We start from the raw sequence: 15,489 nt of genomic DNA, 5'->3' as shown, positions 1-15,489 counted from the left end.
GTCACCTCAGATCGCCGATTGCGATATGGTCCATATCGGTAAAGCTCTTGTTGTCGCCGGCCATTGCCCAGATGAAGCTGTAGTTCTTCGTTCCGGCACCGGAATGGATCGACCAGGGCGGTGAGATGATCGCCTGCTCGTTGGCGACGAGCATGTGACGCGTCTGCTGCGGCTCGCCCATGAAGTGGAAGACGCGCTGGTCGGCATCGAGATCGAAATAGAGATAGGCTTCCATGCGCCGGTCATGCGTGTGGCTCGGCATGGTATTCCAGATGCTACCGGTATCGAGGCTGGTGAAGCCCATGGTCAGTTGGCAGGACTGGCAGACCTCCGGGTGGATATATTGATAGATCGAACGCTTGTTGGCGGTTGCCGCCTCGCCCGGCGTAAGGTGCCGCGCCTTGTCACGCGTCAAAAGCACCGTCGGATGGCCGGCATGAGCAGGCGTCGAAACGAGGTAGAATTTCGCCGGATTGCCGGCATCGGCGCTTTCGAAGCTGACATCGACCGCACCCCTGCCAACATAGAGGCAATCGTACTTCGCCAGAGCGTAGCTGGTGCCATCGACGATCACGCGACCGGCGCCGCCGACATTCAACACACCGAGCTCGCGCTCGGCCAGAAACGTTTCCTGGCCAATCGCCTTCGGCGCGGTCAGCGCGAGAGCCGCCCCGAGCGGCGCAGCACCGCCGATCACCATGCGATCATAGTGGGAATAGGTGAGCCGGATGTCGCCAGGCACAAACACCGTCTCGACCAGGAAGTGATGCCGCAGGGTTTCCGTATCGAAACCCTTGACAGCTTCGGGATGGGAGGCGTGTCGCACGTCAATCTGCATTGGAATTATCCTTCTCTCCTCCGGAGGCCGCCATCTGCGGGGCATCCTCAATGAAATAGGCTGGGTCGAGCATCTCGGCCTGTTCGACCTCGTGCAGCAGCTTGCCTAGATGGAACTCCATGGCGGCCTTTGCGCCATCCTTGTCACCCGTACGCATGCAATCGATGACGGCTGCATGTTCGTCGATGACGCGCGTCAGGCGGCCTTGCTGCGGCAGCGTCAGCAGGCGGTAACGATCGCTGTGAACCTTGACCTGCTGGATGATTGCCCAGATGCCGGGGAAGCCGGCGATAGTGCTGATGAGCTGGTGGAAATCATTGTCGATGATATGGAAGCCTGCGACATCACCTTCACGGTGACAGGCATCGAGATCAGCAAGATTGCGTTCCAGCGCCCTTAGACCCGCCGGCGTCATCTTTTCGACCGCGATCGAAACCGTTGTATCCTCCAGCGCCTTGCGCACGAGCATCGCCTCGTAAAGCGCCCGCCGCGGAATACGGGAAACGAACGTGCCCGACTGCGGGAAGACGTCCACCAGACCGTCATCGGCAAGACGGATGATCGCCTCGCGGATCGGCGTGCGGCTGACGCCGAACTGCGCCTCGAGCTCCTTCTCGTTCAACAGTTCCATGGGCTTGCGGCGCAACGACACGATGTCATCGAGAAGCGCATTGTAGACCAGCGTTGCCGCTCGCGGTGCGGCTGCGCGCTGATGCGAAAGCACCGTCACTCCTTGAAGGGAGCGTTTCTTGCGCGTGATTCCGGTGGGCGAATTCATCGCGTTCCTTCACCGGCAAGATCTGAAAATTGGGCATCTAAAGCCATCGATAACCGCCTCCCTTCGGCCTGATGAGGGAAGTAATATATTAGTATCCAACTTCTGACAAGCGCATCCTTCGTTTTCGAAAATTGCGTCGTGGAAGGGTCGGCGCGGGATGAGGACAGCCACCAATGCTGCCCATCTTGGATGCTCGAAAGCCACAACTCATTATGCAGCCCGATGGTATGCCGCTGCTACGGCAACAACCATAGCGCGATCGCGTCAACCCGACATTCCGTAAGCGACGCCGTATTTAAGACAGCATTGAAAGACGGCTCTAATGCGCCATTTTTTGACGTAACCAGAATGGCTGTTGCAGCCCTAAAGCAGGCTCAATGCAGGGGTCGGCGTGCGGTGCCGCCGGCGCCCGGGTTCAGGATGCACCGCGACCAGAGGGAACAAAAAAATGAAAGTACTTTTGGCATCCACCATCCTCGCAGCTGGCGCCATGCTCACGGGCGGCAGCGCTTTTGCCGCCGATTGCGGCAATATCACAATCGCAAGCATGAATTGGCAGTCGGCAGAAGTGGCTGCAAGCCTCGATAAGTTGATCCTCGAGGAAGGTTATGGCTGTTCGGCAGAAATCGTCAGCGGCGACACCGTCCCGACGCTCACCTCCATGGCGGAAAAGGGAGAGCCGGACGTTGCGCCGGAAGCCTGGGTCAGCCTGCAGCCGGAGCTGGTCAAGCGTGGCCTCGAAGGCGGCAAGGTCGTCCAGGGCGCCAAGATCCTCTCTGACGGCGCGATACAGGGTTGGTGGATTCCCAAATACATCGCCGACGCCCATCCGGACATCAAGACCATTCCTGATCTCCTGAAACATCCCGAACTCTTCCCGGCGCCGGAAGACAAGAGCAAGGGCGCCGTCTTCAACGGCCCGCAGGGCTGGGGCGGCACTGTCGTTACCGCGCAGCTCTTCAAGGCCTATGATGCGGAGAAGGCAGGCTTTACGCTCGTTGACACCGGTTCTGCCGCAGGTCTCGATGGCTCTATCGCCAAGGCCTACGAAGGCAAGCAGGCCTGGGTCGGCTATTACTGGGCACCGACCTCGCTGCTCGGCAAATACGAGATGGTCAAGCTCGGATACGGAACGGAATATGATGCGGCCGAATGGAAGCGTTGCACTTCTATTGCCGATTGCGCCGATCCCAAGCCGAATGCCTGGCCGTCCGATGATGTGCAGACGCTGATCAGCAAGAGTTTTGCCGATCGCGGCGGCCCTGCCATCGATTACCTGAAGAAGCGCGCCTGGACCAATGATACTGTCAACAAGCTGATCGCCTGGATGACCGATAACCAGGCGACAGGTGAAGACGGCGCCAAATACTTCCTGAAGAACAACGAGCCCCTCTGGAAAGACTGGGTCTCGCCGGAAGCCGCCGAAAAGATCAAGGCTTCGCTCTAAGCACTCAGACATGACATGGGCAGCCTCGGCGCTGCCCACACAATCCTTCGGCGCGACGGCCAAAACAACAATCGGCCGCCGCCACTATCTATTTGGGGACCGGTATGGATTGGCTCTGGAAATTTCCGACAATGAATGACGACATGCTGCGCGAGCTGAAGAAGAGCGTCGACGAAGGATTTCGTGCCTTCACCCGCGCCTATGGCGACAGCATCGAGGCTGCGTTCAGCCCTCTGCAAAGCTTTCTCATCTGGGCAGAACGGCTGCTGACCGGCACACCCTGGCCAATCATTCTCATCGCTTTTGCCGCCATTGCCTGGTTTGCCAGCCGCAGCTGGAAGGTCGTCATTGGCTGTGTTCTGACGCTTCTTGTCATCGGTTATTTCGACATGTGGCAGGATACGATGAAGACCGTGTCGATGATCTTCGTCTGTACCGTGCTTTCGATCGTCATCGGCCTGCCGCTTGGCATCATGATGGCGCGCTCGAATGCGATGCAGAAAATCGTCAATCCGATCCTCGACGTCATGCAGACCATGCCGAGCTTCGTCTACCTGATTCCCGTCGTCATGCTTCTCGGCATCGGTCGCGTACCTGGCGTCATCGCCGTTGTCATCTACGCGCTGCCGCCGATGATCCGCCTCACCAATCTCGGCATCCGAATGGTGGACGAGAATGTGCTGGAGGCAGCTGACGCCTTCGGTTCGTCGAGCTGGCAGAAACTTCGCAACGTCCAGCTGCCGCTGGCGCTGCCAACCATCATGGCCGGCATCAACCAGACGATCATGATGGCGCTTGCCATGGTGGTCATTGCTTCCATGATCGGTGTTCAAGGGCTTGGCCAGCCGGTTCTCAAAGCCATCTCCAACCAGTACTTCACCCTCGGCGTCTTCAACGGTCTCGCAATCGTCGGCATTGCCATCATTTTCGACCGGATCAGCCAGGCCTATGGCCTGCGGCTCCAGAAGCACCGGGAGATCGTGCATGGGTAGTAATTCGATCGAGATCCGAAGCCTCTTCAAGATCTTCGGTCCGCGCGGCCGTGATTATGTGGATGCCGTCAGCAAGGGCATGTCGAAGACCGAGCTCAACAGGGAGCACGGTCATGTGCTCGGGCTGAAAGACATCAACATCACCATTCCCGGCGGCAAGATCACCGTGATCATGGGCCTTTCCGGCTCCGGCAAATCGACGCTGATCCGTCACATCAACCGACTGATCGACCCGACTTCGGGCGAAGTCCTCTATGGCGGCGAGGACGTCTGCCGTATGGACGCCTTGCAGCTTCGCGAATTCCGCCGCCGTAGGACGGCCATGGTCTTCCAGCGTTTCGGTCTGCTACCGCATCGCAACGTGCTGCAGAACACTGTCTACGGCCTGGAGATCCAGGGCGTCGCCAAGGCGGAACGCGAGGAGCGGGCCAATGCCTGGATCAAGCGCGTCGGCCTGGAGGGCTTCGGCGGCCACTATCCGAACCAGCTCTCCGGCGGCATGCAGCAGCGCGTCGGCCTGGCGCGAGCCCTAACCAACGATGCCGAAATTCTCCTGATGGACGAGGCCTATTCGGCGCTCGACCCGCTGATCCGCGTCGATATGCAGACCGTCCTTCTCGATCTGCAGAAGGACCTGAAGAAAACGGTCGTCTTCATCACCCACGATCTCGATGAGGCGCTCCGGCTCGGGGAGAAAATCGCCATCCTGCGTGACGGCGAGGTGATCCAGCAGGGTTCGGCGGCCGAAATCGTCCTCAATCCCGCCAACGACTACATCGCCGCCTTCGTAAAGGAGGTCAATCGGGGCCGGGTCATCAAGATCGGTGCCGTCGCGAAGCAAATTCCGGTCGAAAGCCAGCTGCAGCTTTGCGAAGACATGGATATCGAAGGGGCATTGCGCGAAATGTCCCGCGCCGGCGTCTCGTCCGCCACAGTCATATCACAGGAAGGTCAATTGCTCGGCGGCGTTTCATTGCAGGAACTGCTGGCGCTGCTCCTTCACCAGGCATGAAAATCTTAAGCAATCATGCGGCATGGGCTCAAACACATGCCGTTTGTTTAAACATGGTTAATTTTTTCGTTATAATGATCTTGGAGAAGGAACCGAACGATACGTCCGGATGTTGATAGCACGCTGTGGAGGACCGTGAAGATGTTCAAATTTTTCTCGATGAAGCCGTCGACCGAAGACTTCGATGCTGACACCGGCACCTATGCCGACGGCATGACCGACCGTTACTATCGTGATCTGACCGGCCGCACCGAACACCGCTACCGCTCGGCCCATGAGCGCGATTACGGCGCAGCCCGCGAGATCGTCGAATTGGCGCCACACGGCGTCGTCGGCGGCTGATCGCCTCTCGCTTCTTTGTTGATATCAGGCGCGCAACGTTTCCTGCGTTGGCCTGCGCAAACTGCTTGCAAGAACAGTTTTGTTGCGGCCCTTGGCCTTGGCGTCGAGAAGGGCCGCGTCGGCGCGGCTGACCAGCGTATCGACCACGCCTTCTGCAGGTGATGCCGCCACTCCGATGGATACCGACACCGCACCGATGATCTGACCTGAATGTGAAAGTGCCGCTCCACCGATCTGCGCGCGCAGCTTTTCAGCTAATTCGAAACCATCCTCCTCGCTACAGTCCGGCAGCAGAATTGTGAATTCTTCGCCACCGAAGCGGAATGCGTTGCCGATATCGGCCACAGCGCTGCGCAGAACCTGCCCGACATACTGCATGACCATGTCGCCCGCATCGTGGCCGAACTGGTCGTTGAAACGCTTGAAGTGATCGATGTCGATCATCAGGCATGCGAGCGGCTCCTGGCCCTTGTCGCGCCCATGTCGGTGCAACGTTTCGTCCAGGAAACGGCGGTTGAAAAGCGCCGTTAGCGGGTCGCGGATGGCGAGATCGGTCAGCTTTTCACGAAACTGCAGGTTGGCGACCGCCAAGCCCACATTTTCGGCGATCAGTTCCAGATAGAGGCGAACACTGTCCAGCGCCGGTATTTGCCCGTGGCGCTCCTCCAGATAGAGAAGACCAATCATGTCACCCTGCGCCGTCAACGGGAAACAGGAGGAGGCAACACCGCTTCCTTCCACATGCTGGCAGGGCACATCTCCATCGCCGGTGCCGCTCATGTGCGGGCGGCCGCGCCGCAGGCCCCAGCACGCACTGGCGGGAAAAGCCGCCTGCGCATTCACAGGCTCCAGCCATGTGCCGGTTTGCGCAAGAACGGATTTGTCCTCGTCGAGGATATAAAGACTTCCGGCAATACCCGGAAAGATTTGCGGCGCGAAGCGCGCGACGACATCGGCCAGTTCATATTGATTTTCACAGGCCTGAAGGCGGTGCATCATCTGCAGGATGAGATCCTTGGTATGCTGGTCAGCGCGTCGCTCCGCGTCCAGGCGCTCACGCTCAAGTCCGTTTTCACGAAAGATCTGGATCGCCTCGTTCATTTCGCCGATCTCATCGCGGCGATGATCGTCAGGGACCTCGACCGCATAATCCTGCTTGGCAAGTCGGCTGACGATGCCGGTCATACGCACCAGAGGCATAGCCACGCGACGGCGAAGGATAAAGTAGAGCACGGCAAGGAAAAGCAGGCCGGTCATCGCCAGCATGATCTTGGCGACAAGGTTCCATTGGTCGCTGCGCCGGCGCGCGTCATCGAGCGCCGCTCCCGTGCGTGTCGCCGTGACGTCGCGCAGATGCCCGGCCGACTCCATGAGAGCCGTTTGCAACCGCTCATGCTCGGAACCGAAAAGCGTTTGCTGCGCTGCCTGTCTGTCGCCCTTCTGGAAAGAATCGATCGCGGCGGCTTCCACGGCGTCAAGCGCCTCAGCCTGCTTGTTCATGCCCTCGATAATATTCCGCTCCACGGCGGATATGTCTCTCGCCGCGATCTGCTCGGCCGCCGTCTCGCGCCGCCGTTCGGTTTCCGCGTCCGCCTTGAAGGCATCGAGGTGGCGCTGTTCACCGCGCATGACATAGAGCCTTGCCTCATCACTGGAGAGTTCGGCACCCATCTCGAGCTGTTCGGTCAGCGTATCGAGAACAAGATGCTCCTCAACCGCACGCCGCTCATCCTCTGCACTACGCGACGACATGATAAAGGCGGCAGCCGAAAGCGCCGTGAGGATCACGGTAATGCCATAGGCCCAGTTGGTGATGGTGCTGATGCGCATAACTTCCACTTTATTTACAGAGACTTACCGCGTCCGAAAATCTCAATGTTACAAAAAAGTGAGAAGCCTATTATTTCACAGATCGAGTTCAGAAAAAATTAATAGGCCCGCAGCGTTTCCGCTCGGGCCTCTTTCATTGGTTTCGACTTCGCGGCCGCAAACGCATCGTGCCAAAAGCAGAACGGCAGGTTCAATCACTTTCTGCGCAATTGCTCGGGTTTGTGAGCCGCTCTTTTGCCGGACTTTTCGCTCTCGACAATATATTGCGGATCCGACTTCGAGGCTTTTACCTCGTGCCCTTTGATTTTCGTTGGCGCCGTCTGCTTCTTGACCACGCTGCCGACCGTTTCGCCCTGGCTCGTATTCCAGGATACCTTGTCGCCCTTCCTGAGCTTCTCACTCATCGTCTTTCCCTTCAGCGAAACAAGTTGCCTTGCAGGAACGCTTCAATGACGGGTTTGGTTCGTACAGCATGATCCGAGAGCACGCGGCTGCGAAATCACAGCGCGGTCCGTCAAGGCAAAGAAATGTCGAAAGGAAACCTGGCTAATAGGCAGCGCGCGGCGGGCGAAGACTGCCCACACATTACCCCGGACGCGGCGACCGCCGCGTCCGGGGTAGATTCATGATCAGACGAGATCGAAGCGATCAGCGTTCATGACCTTGTTCCATGCGGCAACGAAGTCCTTGACGAACTTCGCCTTGGCATCGGACTGGCCATAGACTTCAGCGAGCGCGCGCAGCTGCGAGTGCGAGCCGAAGATCAGGTCGATGCGGGTACCGGTCCACTTGACCACGTTGGTCTTGCGGTCGCGGCCTTCATAAACGCCGTCCTTGCCGGCGAGCGGTGCCCAAACGGTGCCCATATCGAGCAGGTTGACGAAGAAGTCGTTCGTCAGCGCTTCCGGATGCGCGGTGAAGACACCATGTTCCGGCTTGCCGGCCGTCAGCACACGCAGCCCGCCGACGAGAACCGTCATTTCAGGCGCGGTCAGCGTCAGCAGCTGGGCGCGGTCGACAAGGGCTTCTTCCGGCTTCATGAACTGCAGACGCTTGCTGTTCACATAGTTGCGGAAACCGTCGGCACGCGGTTCGAGAGCCGCGAAGGAAGCGGCATCGGTCTGCTCCTGCGATGCATCCATGCGACCGGGCGTAAACGGCACGACGATGTCCTGGCCACCTGCCTTGGCAGCCTTTTCGACACCGGCCGCACCGGCGAGCACGATCAGGTCGGCGAAAGAGACCTTCTTGCCGCTGGTCTGAGCTGCATTGAAGTCCTTCTGGATGCCTTCGAGGGTGCCGAGAACCTTGGCGAGCTGTGCCGGCTCGTTGACTTCCCAGTCCTTCTGCGGGGCAAGACGGATGCGCGCGCCATTGGCGCCGCCACGCTTGTCGGAACCGCGGAAGCTCGAAGCGGATGCCCATGCGGTCGAGACGAGTTCCTGAACGGAGAGGCCGGACGCAACGACCTTGGCCTTCAGATCAGCAATGTCCTTGTCGTCGATGAGCGCGTGATCGACGGCCGGGATGATGTCCTGCCAGATCAGGTTTTCTGCAGGAACTTCCTTGCCGAGATAACGAACCTTCGGGCCCATATCGCGGTGGGTAAGCTTGAACCAGGCGCGGGCAAAGGCGTCTGCGAACTGATCCGGGTTTTCGAGGAAGCGGCGCGAGATCGCCTCGTAGATCGGGTCGACGCGCAGCGCGAGGTCGGAGGTGAGCATTCGCGGCAGGTGCTTCTTCGAAGAATCGAAGGCATCCGGAATGGTGGCGCCGGCGCCCTTTGCGACCCACTGATGGGCGCCGCCCGGGCTTTTTTCCAATTCCCATTCATAACCGAACAGGTTCCAGAAGAAATTATTGCTCCACCTGGTCGGGGTCGTCGTCCAGGTGACTTCCAGCCCGCTGCCGATGGCATCGCGGCCGACACCGCTGTTGAACTTGCTCGCCCAGCCGAGGCCCTGCGCCTCGAGCTCGCCACCTTCAGGATCGACGCCGACAAACGACGGGTCACCCGCGCCGTGGGTCTTGCCGAAGGTATGACCGCCGGCGATCAGTGCCACGGTCTCTTCGTCATTCATCGCCATGCGGGCGAAGGTCTCGCGGATGTCGCGAGCCGATGCGAGTGGATCAGGCGTGCCGTTCGGCCCTTCCGGGTTGACGTAGATCAGGCCCATCTGCACGGCGCCGAGTGGCTCCGCGAGCTCGCGTTCGCCGCTGTAGCGCTCGTCGCCAAGCCAGGTGCCTTCCGGACCCCAGTAGAGCTCTTCCGGCTCCCAGACGTCGGCACGGCCGCCAGCAAAACCAAAGGTCTTGAAGCCCATGGATTCGAGCGCGACGTTGCCGGTGAGGATCAAGAGGTCGGCCCAGGAAATGCTGTTGCCGTACTTCTGCTTGATCGGCCAGAGCAGGCGGCGGGCCTTGTCGAGATTGACGTTATCAGGCCAGGAGTTGAGCGGCGCAAAGCGCTGCTGACCCTGACCGGCGCCACCGCGGCCGTCGGTGATGCGATAGGTGCCGGCGCTGTGCCAGGCCATGCGGATGAAGAGACCGCCGTAGTGGCCGAAGTCTGCCGGCCACCAGTCCTGTGAGTCGGTCATCAGCGCGTGAAGATCCTTCTTCACCGCATCGAGATCGAGCTTCTTGAACTCCTCGGCATAATCAAAATCCTTGCCCATCGGATCCGAAAGACCGGAGTGATGGTGAAGCATCTGCAGGTCGAGCTGGCTCGGCCACCAGTCGCGATTGCGTCTGGCGCTTGCTCCCGAATGATCGACGGGACATTTGCCCGCGCTGTCAGGTTTCTGGTCCATAGTTTTCTCCTGTTGCTCCAGGCAGCCATCCAGAGACAGCCTGTCCGTTAAACTATTGGGCCTGATTGCATGCTTGACGCCTTGCTGCTGGTTGAGCGTGCTAGCATGCATCCTCCCTCCCCTCCCTTTTATCGGAAGCGTGTGATAATTTTAAGTTGGATTTACTGATAGCTGCGATAAGTTCATCTTATGACCAACCTTACGCTCAAACAGCTTCGTTATTTTGAAGCGCTGGCACGCCATGGCCGCTTCCGGCATGCGGCCGATGCCTGCGCCATTTCGCAACCCGCTTTGTCGATGCAGATCAAGGAGCTGGAGGAAGAACTCGGCGGAGATCTCTTCGAGCGCGGCGCGCGTGAAGTCAGGCTGACCGCCTTCGGACAGCTCTTTGCGATGCGTGTGCGCGACATTCTGAGAGCTGTCGACGAGCTCGGAGATCTTGCCCGCGCCTCGCAGGACAGACTGCTGACGCGGCTGAGAATCGGCATCATCCCGACCATCGCCCCCTATTTGCTGCCGGCGATCATCAGCGATCTGAACAGGACCTTCGACAATATCGAAATACAGGTGCGCGAAACCTTGACGACCAGGCTAGTTCACGAAGTGGCGCAAGGCGAGCTGGACTTGGCTGTCGTCGCATTGCCGGTGTCCCAGCCGTCGCTTACCGAGATCAAACTATTCGAGGAAGAGTTCGTGCTGGTTCGCCACCGCGAAGACGAGGGCAAGCCGGTGCCGGAACCCGAGGCCTTGCGCGAAATGCGCCTGCTTCTCCTGGAAGAGGGACATTGCTTCCGGGATCAGGCCTTGTCCTTTTGCGGCATCGAATCGACCCGCCCCCGGGAGATTATGGAGGGCAGCTCGCTCTCGACGCTCGTACAGATGGTCAGCGCCGGCATCGGCGTCACCCTGATCCCAGAAATGGCCGTGCCCGTGGAGACACGCTCGGCGGATGTCTCCATTTCCCGATTTCGCACGCCTCAGCCGTTGAGAACGATCGGCATCATCTGGCGCAATTCGACGCCCCTGGTCAAACAACTGCTGCAGATTTCAGAGGTCATTCGTCACTCGGCCGCGAGCCTACATCAGCGTGTCGATCCGGCACGAGCCGGTGTCAAAGGCTGATTTCCGCTGCTCCACTGGCCCGCCCCCGGCCGCGCTCTAGCTTCCCACGCTTGAAACCTTCGGAAATAGAGCACGGGAGCGGCTGAATTGGATCTCATCGACCTGATGCCCATAACGCCGAACTGGACGGATATCGCACTTCGTCGGCAGCAACCACCGTCGCTGGCGCATTTATCGGCCTCGACAGGGAGCGAGGCGGACATGCCGCCGGATTGCGCACCACCATTCTCGTTGGTCTTGCCGCCTGCCTTTCGATGATCCAGGCAAATATCCTCCTTGCAACGAGCCAAAGCGCAAACGGATCGATGGATATCCTGCGATTCCCACTCGGCGTCCTCACCGGCGTGGGCTTCATCGGCGGAGGCGCAATCCTTCGACGCGGCGACATCGCAACCGGTGTCACCACCGCGGCGACCTTGTGGCTGATAACGGCAATTGGCCTGTGTTTCGGCGGCGGTCAGATCGCCGTGGGCGCCGTCGTCACCATCCTTGCCGTCCTCATCCTTTCCCCGCTGAAGCATGTGGACCGATGGATATCAGGCAACCAGAAGGGCACCGTATCGATCAGACTGGAAAACGTTTCAGGATTTCCCGACGTGAAGGCGGCAACTCCTGAACTTTCCGAGGCGATCTTCACGGGGCTGAGGGATATCGAGGGCGGGCATCGCCAACTGATTTACGAGATCCGGTGGAAGTCCGTCGGCGGTGTTCCAAGCGCGGATCAAGTTGCTGCATCATTGGAAAAAAGCTTCCGTGTGACCCGGTTCGAGTATCGCACGACAGCGACATGAAGAACCAGCTTTAGGCAGCACCGGCATGGCCTCCACGCAACGCACTATGCCGCAATATTGTCGGCTCTTTGTGACTAAAGAAGCCGAAATAGAGTCGTCGCAGCCGCATTCCCATGCGGCCGCAATATCGGTCGTCGTTTTTATTGCAAACCGGCCTTGTCCAGGCCGTAAAGCTTGTCCGCGGTGCCCGGAACAGCCTTGACCGCGATGCTGATCCGGTTCCATGCGTTGATGGCCATGATCTGGAAGGTCAGGTCGGATACTTCCTTCTCGGAAAGCTGGCCGCGGACCTTCTCATAAAGCTCGTCCGGAACGCCGGTGTCGGAAAGCTTGGTGACCGCTTCCGTCCACGCAAGGGCGGCGCGCTCGCGCGGGCTGAACAGCGTCGATTCACGCCAGGCGGCGACGTGATAGAGACGGAGTTCACGTTCGCCATGGATCTTTGCTTCCTTGGAATGCATGTCCACGCAGAAGCTGCAGCCATTGATCTGGGACGCGCGGATTTCGACCAGATCCCTGGTCGTCTGCTCGATGGAGCTCTCCTTCAATTCCATGCTGAAGGCGGAGAGCTTTTTGACGAGCTCTGGTGAAAGCTGGGCGTAATTCAGTCTTTGCGTCATGTCATCCTCGTCCTTCAAAATCGTTCATTTGGGGAACAGACCGCCGAGGCAGGCGGTCACGGAATGAGTACCAAGCGCGAGGAAAAACGGTAGCTAACCATCGGTTGGGGATAGACCCAACGGTATGAGCGGCCTTGTTGGGCAACCCAACCCTGTCCGAGATTTCGGGCCTGGCTGCCGGATCTGCATTGATCGCACGACCGTGCTTATTGGGGTGCGTGCTTACGCATTTCGGTCTCGATGAAATCCGAAAAGAGCCGCAGGCGGTAAGTCGGCATCCTGCCAAAAGCGTGGACAGCCTGGAACGGCATCATCTCCAGTTCGAGCTCGGGCAGAAGCTGGATCAATTCCCCTCTATCCAGCTCCTCCTGAACGATGCATTTCATCAGATAAGCGACGCCCACACCGCTCAAGGCCGCGATCCGGATCGCTGTCGCTGTGTCGAGGTCCACCTCTCCTGTGGGCATCATCGTCGAGCCATCGCCAAAGCGAACGGGATATGTACGGCCGTCGATCGCGTAGCGCGCGAAGGGTATTTCACGCAACCTCTCCACCGAACTCACCTGTCCCCAAGTCTCGATAAACGCAGGCGATGCGACCAGTACCATCTCCAGATGCACCAGCGTGCGCATCATCAAGTCGCTTCCCGTGACCTTACCGACGCGAAACGCGATGTCGTAGTTTTCGCGGATCAGGTCCACATGCCGATCCGTCGTCCCGAGATCGAGCGTTATGCCGGGATGCCGCGGCAGGAAGCGTGTGAAGATGGGCGGCATGAGAAGCCTCGCAAGCTCGCTTGGCAGGCTCACACGCAAATGACCGGTCGCGCCGCGATCCGCTTGAAAGACATCCGAAGATTCCTCGATCTGCCGGAGAAGTGGCGCAATGTTTCCGAAGAATGTTTCTCCATCCGGTGTCAGCGTAAGGAGACGTGTCGAGCGACGAAAGAGCTTGAGCCCGAGCAGGCTTTCCAGCCGGGAAACGCTTTTCGATACGCCCGACGGCGTTGTCCGCAGGCTGCGCGCCGCCGCACTGAAGGATCCGGTTTCGACGGTTCGGACAAACGCTACCAATCCCGCTGCCTCACCTAGCAAACTGCCCACGGCGCGATGGTCACCCATGTGCATGATTGCGGAATACCGATCGAATGGCTTGCAGCAGGTAGGACCGCCGGCGATCATGCTGCATGGCATGATTGCCCATGTTCCCGCTCAACGCCTCCCGATAGGCGAGATTTGCTGCAAGATCCTCCGCGAGCTCGGGGCGACCGCCCAGAAGTGGTGCAAAAGCTTCCTTGCTGATTTCATAAACGGTCACCCGTGTTACCGCCTGAAGCGCATGGCTCTCGCCAATTCCGGCAAGGAAGCCACCTTCGCCAAAAAAATCGCCGGGCGCCAGGCGCGCCGCCTCCTCGCCGTCTCTTCTCATCGAAACGATCCCGGCCCGGATGATCATCAGGCTGGCAAGAGAATCGCCTTCTTTTGCGATCTCATCACCGGGAGAAAAAATGCGCCTGGTCGCGGATGCCGCGAGCGCTGTTGTCTCCTCCTCTGTAAGCACCGAGAAAATGGGGATCGCTTCGATGAGGCTTTGCGCCGGGCCCGTGCTGGAGGCCGATGCATTCTGTGCAATGACCTCAGTCGCCGTGATGACCTTGCTGAGCGGCATCGCAAGCTGAAGTCCGCTGGACTTGCAGTGTCGGTATACGAGGTCGATGACCTCACTGCGGGCGACACCTCGCTTCAGTGGACTGGTGACTTGAAAATACAGTTCCACATCAACCGCACTGGCGTCGATGCCGACAAGTGAAACGGCCGGCGGCGGATCCTTGATGATGGAGTTGCAGCTATCCAGCACCGTTTGCATGACGCCGCGGATGACGTGCGGCATGCGTGTCGGCACAATCCGGATCGACAGCGTAATCTGATGATTTTCATCTGGCCTGCTGATATTGGTCAGCCCAAGCTTGGCAAGCACGCTGTTCGGCAAGACGACGATATTGTGAGCGGCTGTCAGCAGATGCGTCGAGCGCCAGTTGCTGGCAACGATCCGTCCTTCCGTGCCGTCGCTGAGCAAGATCCAATCGCCGATGACATAGGGGCGCCCCAGGGTCAGCGCGATCCCGGAGAACACGTCCCCCAGCGTATTCTGCAAGGCAAGACCAAGGATGACGGCAATGACGCCTGATGTCGCCAGCAACGTCCCGATCGGAACGCCAAAGACGAAAGCCATGACCGACAAGGCGACACCGAGATAAACGACCGCGATCAAAAGGTCCTGAATGAGCCTCGCCTCCCGTGGCCTCCCATCCAGTACGATGTAGATGCGCAGAAAGCCGATGACGGCCCATGAGAGATGCACCCACCAGAATATCTTCGCAGAGACAAAGAGCGCACTCATGCTTTCCAGATGCGGTGGGTCGAAGCGAAACGGGACAATCCCTGCCAGCAGAAGAACAATCGTCATCGCGGTAAAGAAGGCGATCTGCACGATCAGGCGCGCGTATGGCCGGGACCGTCCCTGCAGATGCCATACGACTATGCCTGCTATGCCCAGGACATTCAGCAAGACGACGAACGAAGCGATTTCCTGCGGCATCCGGTTTTCTCATCGGCAAAAATCACAAGGGAATACAGCACCAGCCGTCGCTTGCGGGCAGAGACAGGCTGATCGGGAAAGATAGGTTTTGAACTCGCTCCTGTCGGTCTATGGCCGACGGCAGGTTCTCAGAAAAACGGCTAAAGGCATCTTGGAACCCGCCTCAAGATCGACGCCTCTGAGTTCGGGCGGTCATTCCCGCCGTTTAGCAGAATCCGGACTTTCAACGCGCTTTCGTAAAATCCGCTGTCATAAAGGCGAAGCATGATCGGGCCTTTGGCAATAAGTCCTCGGCGCATAGCATAG

At 59.1% G+C, this 15,489-nt stretch carries 13 protein-coding genes and 1 pseudogene; 6 read left to right on the top strand and 8 right to left on the bottom strand.

Annotated elements, in window-relative coordinates; all coding sequences use genetic code 11:
• Position 1: 1 nt before the first annotated feature.
• Both kduI and LVY75_02715 read right to left on the bottom strand, forming a co-directional pair.
• Positions 2–838, bottom strand: a complete 837-nt coding sequence (gene kduI / locus LVY75_02720; protein XAZ20896.1) for a 5-dehydro-4-deoxy-D-glucuronate isomerase — start codon at positions 836–838, stop codon at positions 2–4.
• Complete coding sequence (locus LVY75_02715; protein ID XAZ20895.1) at positions 828–1,616, bottom strand: GntR family transcriptional regulator; 789 nt, start codon at positions 1,614–1,616, stop codon at positions 828–830. The genes kduI and LVY75_02715 overlap by 11 nt, the downstream gene beginning before the upstream one ends.
• 448 nt (positions 1,617–2,064) lie before the next feature.
• Between LVY75_02715 and LVY75_02710 the strand changes: the two genes are divergently transcribed.
• The 4 genes from LVY75_02710 to LVY75_02695 all read left to right on the top strand — a co-directional run bounded on the left by LVY75_02710 (position 2,065) and on the right by LVY75_02695 (position 5,409).
• Entirely contained in the window at positions 2,065–3,063 is a 999-nt protein-coding gene (locus LVY75_02710) for an ABC transporter substrate-binding protein (protein ID XAZ20894.1), read from the top strand.
• 104 nt (positions 3,064–3,167) lie between these two features.
• Entirely contained in the window at positions 3,168–4,055 is an 888-nt protein-coding gene (locus tag LVY75_02705; protein ID XAZ20893.1) for a proline/glycine betaine ABC transporter permease, read from the top strand.
• The gene (locus tag LVY75_02700) at positions 4,048–5,067 is read left to right on the top strand and encodes a glycine betaine/L-proline ABC transporter ATP-binding protein (GenBank protein XAZ20892.1); all 1,020 of its coding nucleotides are present in this window, start codon (positions 4,048–4,050) and stop codon (positions 5,065–5,067) included. The genes LVY75_02705 and LVY75_02700 overlap by 8 nt, the downstream gene beginning before the upstream one ends.
• Positions 5,068–5,208: 141 nt before the next feature.
• The gene (locus LVY75_02695) at positions 5,209–5,409 is read left to right on the top strand and encodes a hypothetical protein (GenBank protein XAZ20891.1); all 201 of its coding nucleotides are present in this window, start codon (positions 5,209–5,211) and stop codon (positions 5,407–5,409) included.
• Between the two features lie 24 nt (positions 5,410–5,433).
• Here the strand turns inward: LVY75_02695 and LVY75_02690 are convergent, their stop codons facing one another.
• The 3 genes from LVY75_02690 to katG form a co-directional block, all read right to left on the bottom strand.
• Positions 5,434–7,239, bottom strand: coding sequence for a diguanylate cyclase (locus LVY75_02690; protein XAZ20890.1), 1,806 nt, complete (start codon positions 7,237–7,239; stop codon positions 5,434–5,436).
• Positions 7,240–7,433: 194 nt separating this feature from the next.
• Positions 7,434–7,643 (bottom strand): DUF2945 domain-containing protein, encoded by a 210-nt coding sequence (locus LVY75_02685; GenBank protein ID XAZ20889.1) that lies wholly within the window; start codon positions 7,641–7,643, stop codon positions 7,434–7,436.
• Positions 7,644–7,868: 225 nt separating this feature from the next.
• Positions 7,869–10,052, bottom strand: coding sequence for a catalase/peroxidase HPI (gene katG / locus LVY75_02680; protein ID XAZ20888.1), 2,184 nt, complete (start codon positions 10,050–10,052; stop codon positions 7,869–7,871).
• A 189-nt stretch (positions 10,053–10,241) separates the two neighbouring features.
• Here katG and LVY75_02675 point away from each other — a divergent pair, with 189 nt between their 5' ends.
• Complete coding sequence (locus LVY75_02675) at positions 10,242–11,174, top strand: LysR substrate-binding domain-containing protein (GenBank protein XAZ20887.1); 933 nt, start codon at positions 10,242–10,244, stop codon at positions 11,172–11,174.
• A 105-nt stretch (positions 11,175–11,279) separates the two neighbouring features.
• Positions 11,280–11,965: pseudogene (locus tag LVY75_02670) on the top strand (MgtC/SapB family protein).
• A gap of 140 nt (positions 11,966–12,105) precedes the next feature.
• Here the strand turns inward: LVY75_02670 and LVY75_02665 are convergent.
• The 3 genes from LVY75_02665 to LVY75_02655 all read right to left on the bottom strand — a co-directional run bounded on the left by LVY75_02665 (position 12,106) and on the right by LVY75_02655 (position 15,183).
• Positions 12,106–12,585 carry a carboxymuconolactone decarboxylase family protein gene (locus tag LVY75_02665; protein ID XAZ20886.1) on the bottom strand — a complete coding sequence of 160 codons (480 nt, stop codon included), beginning with the start codon at positions 12,583–12,585 and terminating at the stop codon, positions 12,106–12,108.
• Positions 12,586–12,791: 206 nt separating this feature from the next.
• A complete protein-coding gene (locus LVY75_02660; protein XAZ21297.1) occupies positions 12,792–13,688 on the bottom strand; it encodes a LysR family transcriptional regulator in 897 nt (298 codons plus the stop codon).
• A 10-nt stretch (positions 13,689–13,698) separates the two neighbouring features.
• A complete protein-coding gene (locus tag LVY75_02655; protein XAZ20885.1) occupies positions 13,699–15,183 on the bottom strand; it encodes a mechanosensitive ion channel in 1,485 nt (494 codons plus the stop codon).
• Positions 15,184–15,489 lie beyond the last annotated feature (306 nt).

It is taken from the genome of Sinorhizobium sp. B11 (genome assembly GCA_039725955.1).
Classification (GTDB): Bacteria; Pseudomonadota; Alphaproteobacteria; order Rhizobiales; family Rhizobiaceae; genus Rhizobium.
Note: the sequence above shows the minus strand (reverse complement) of the source record. Positions and strands in the feature narration are given on the sequence as shown.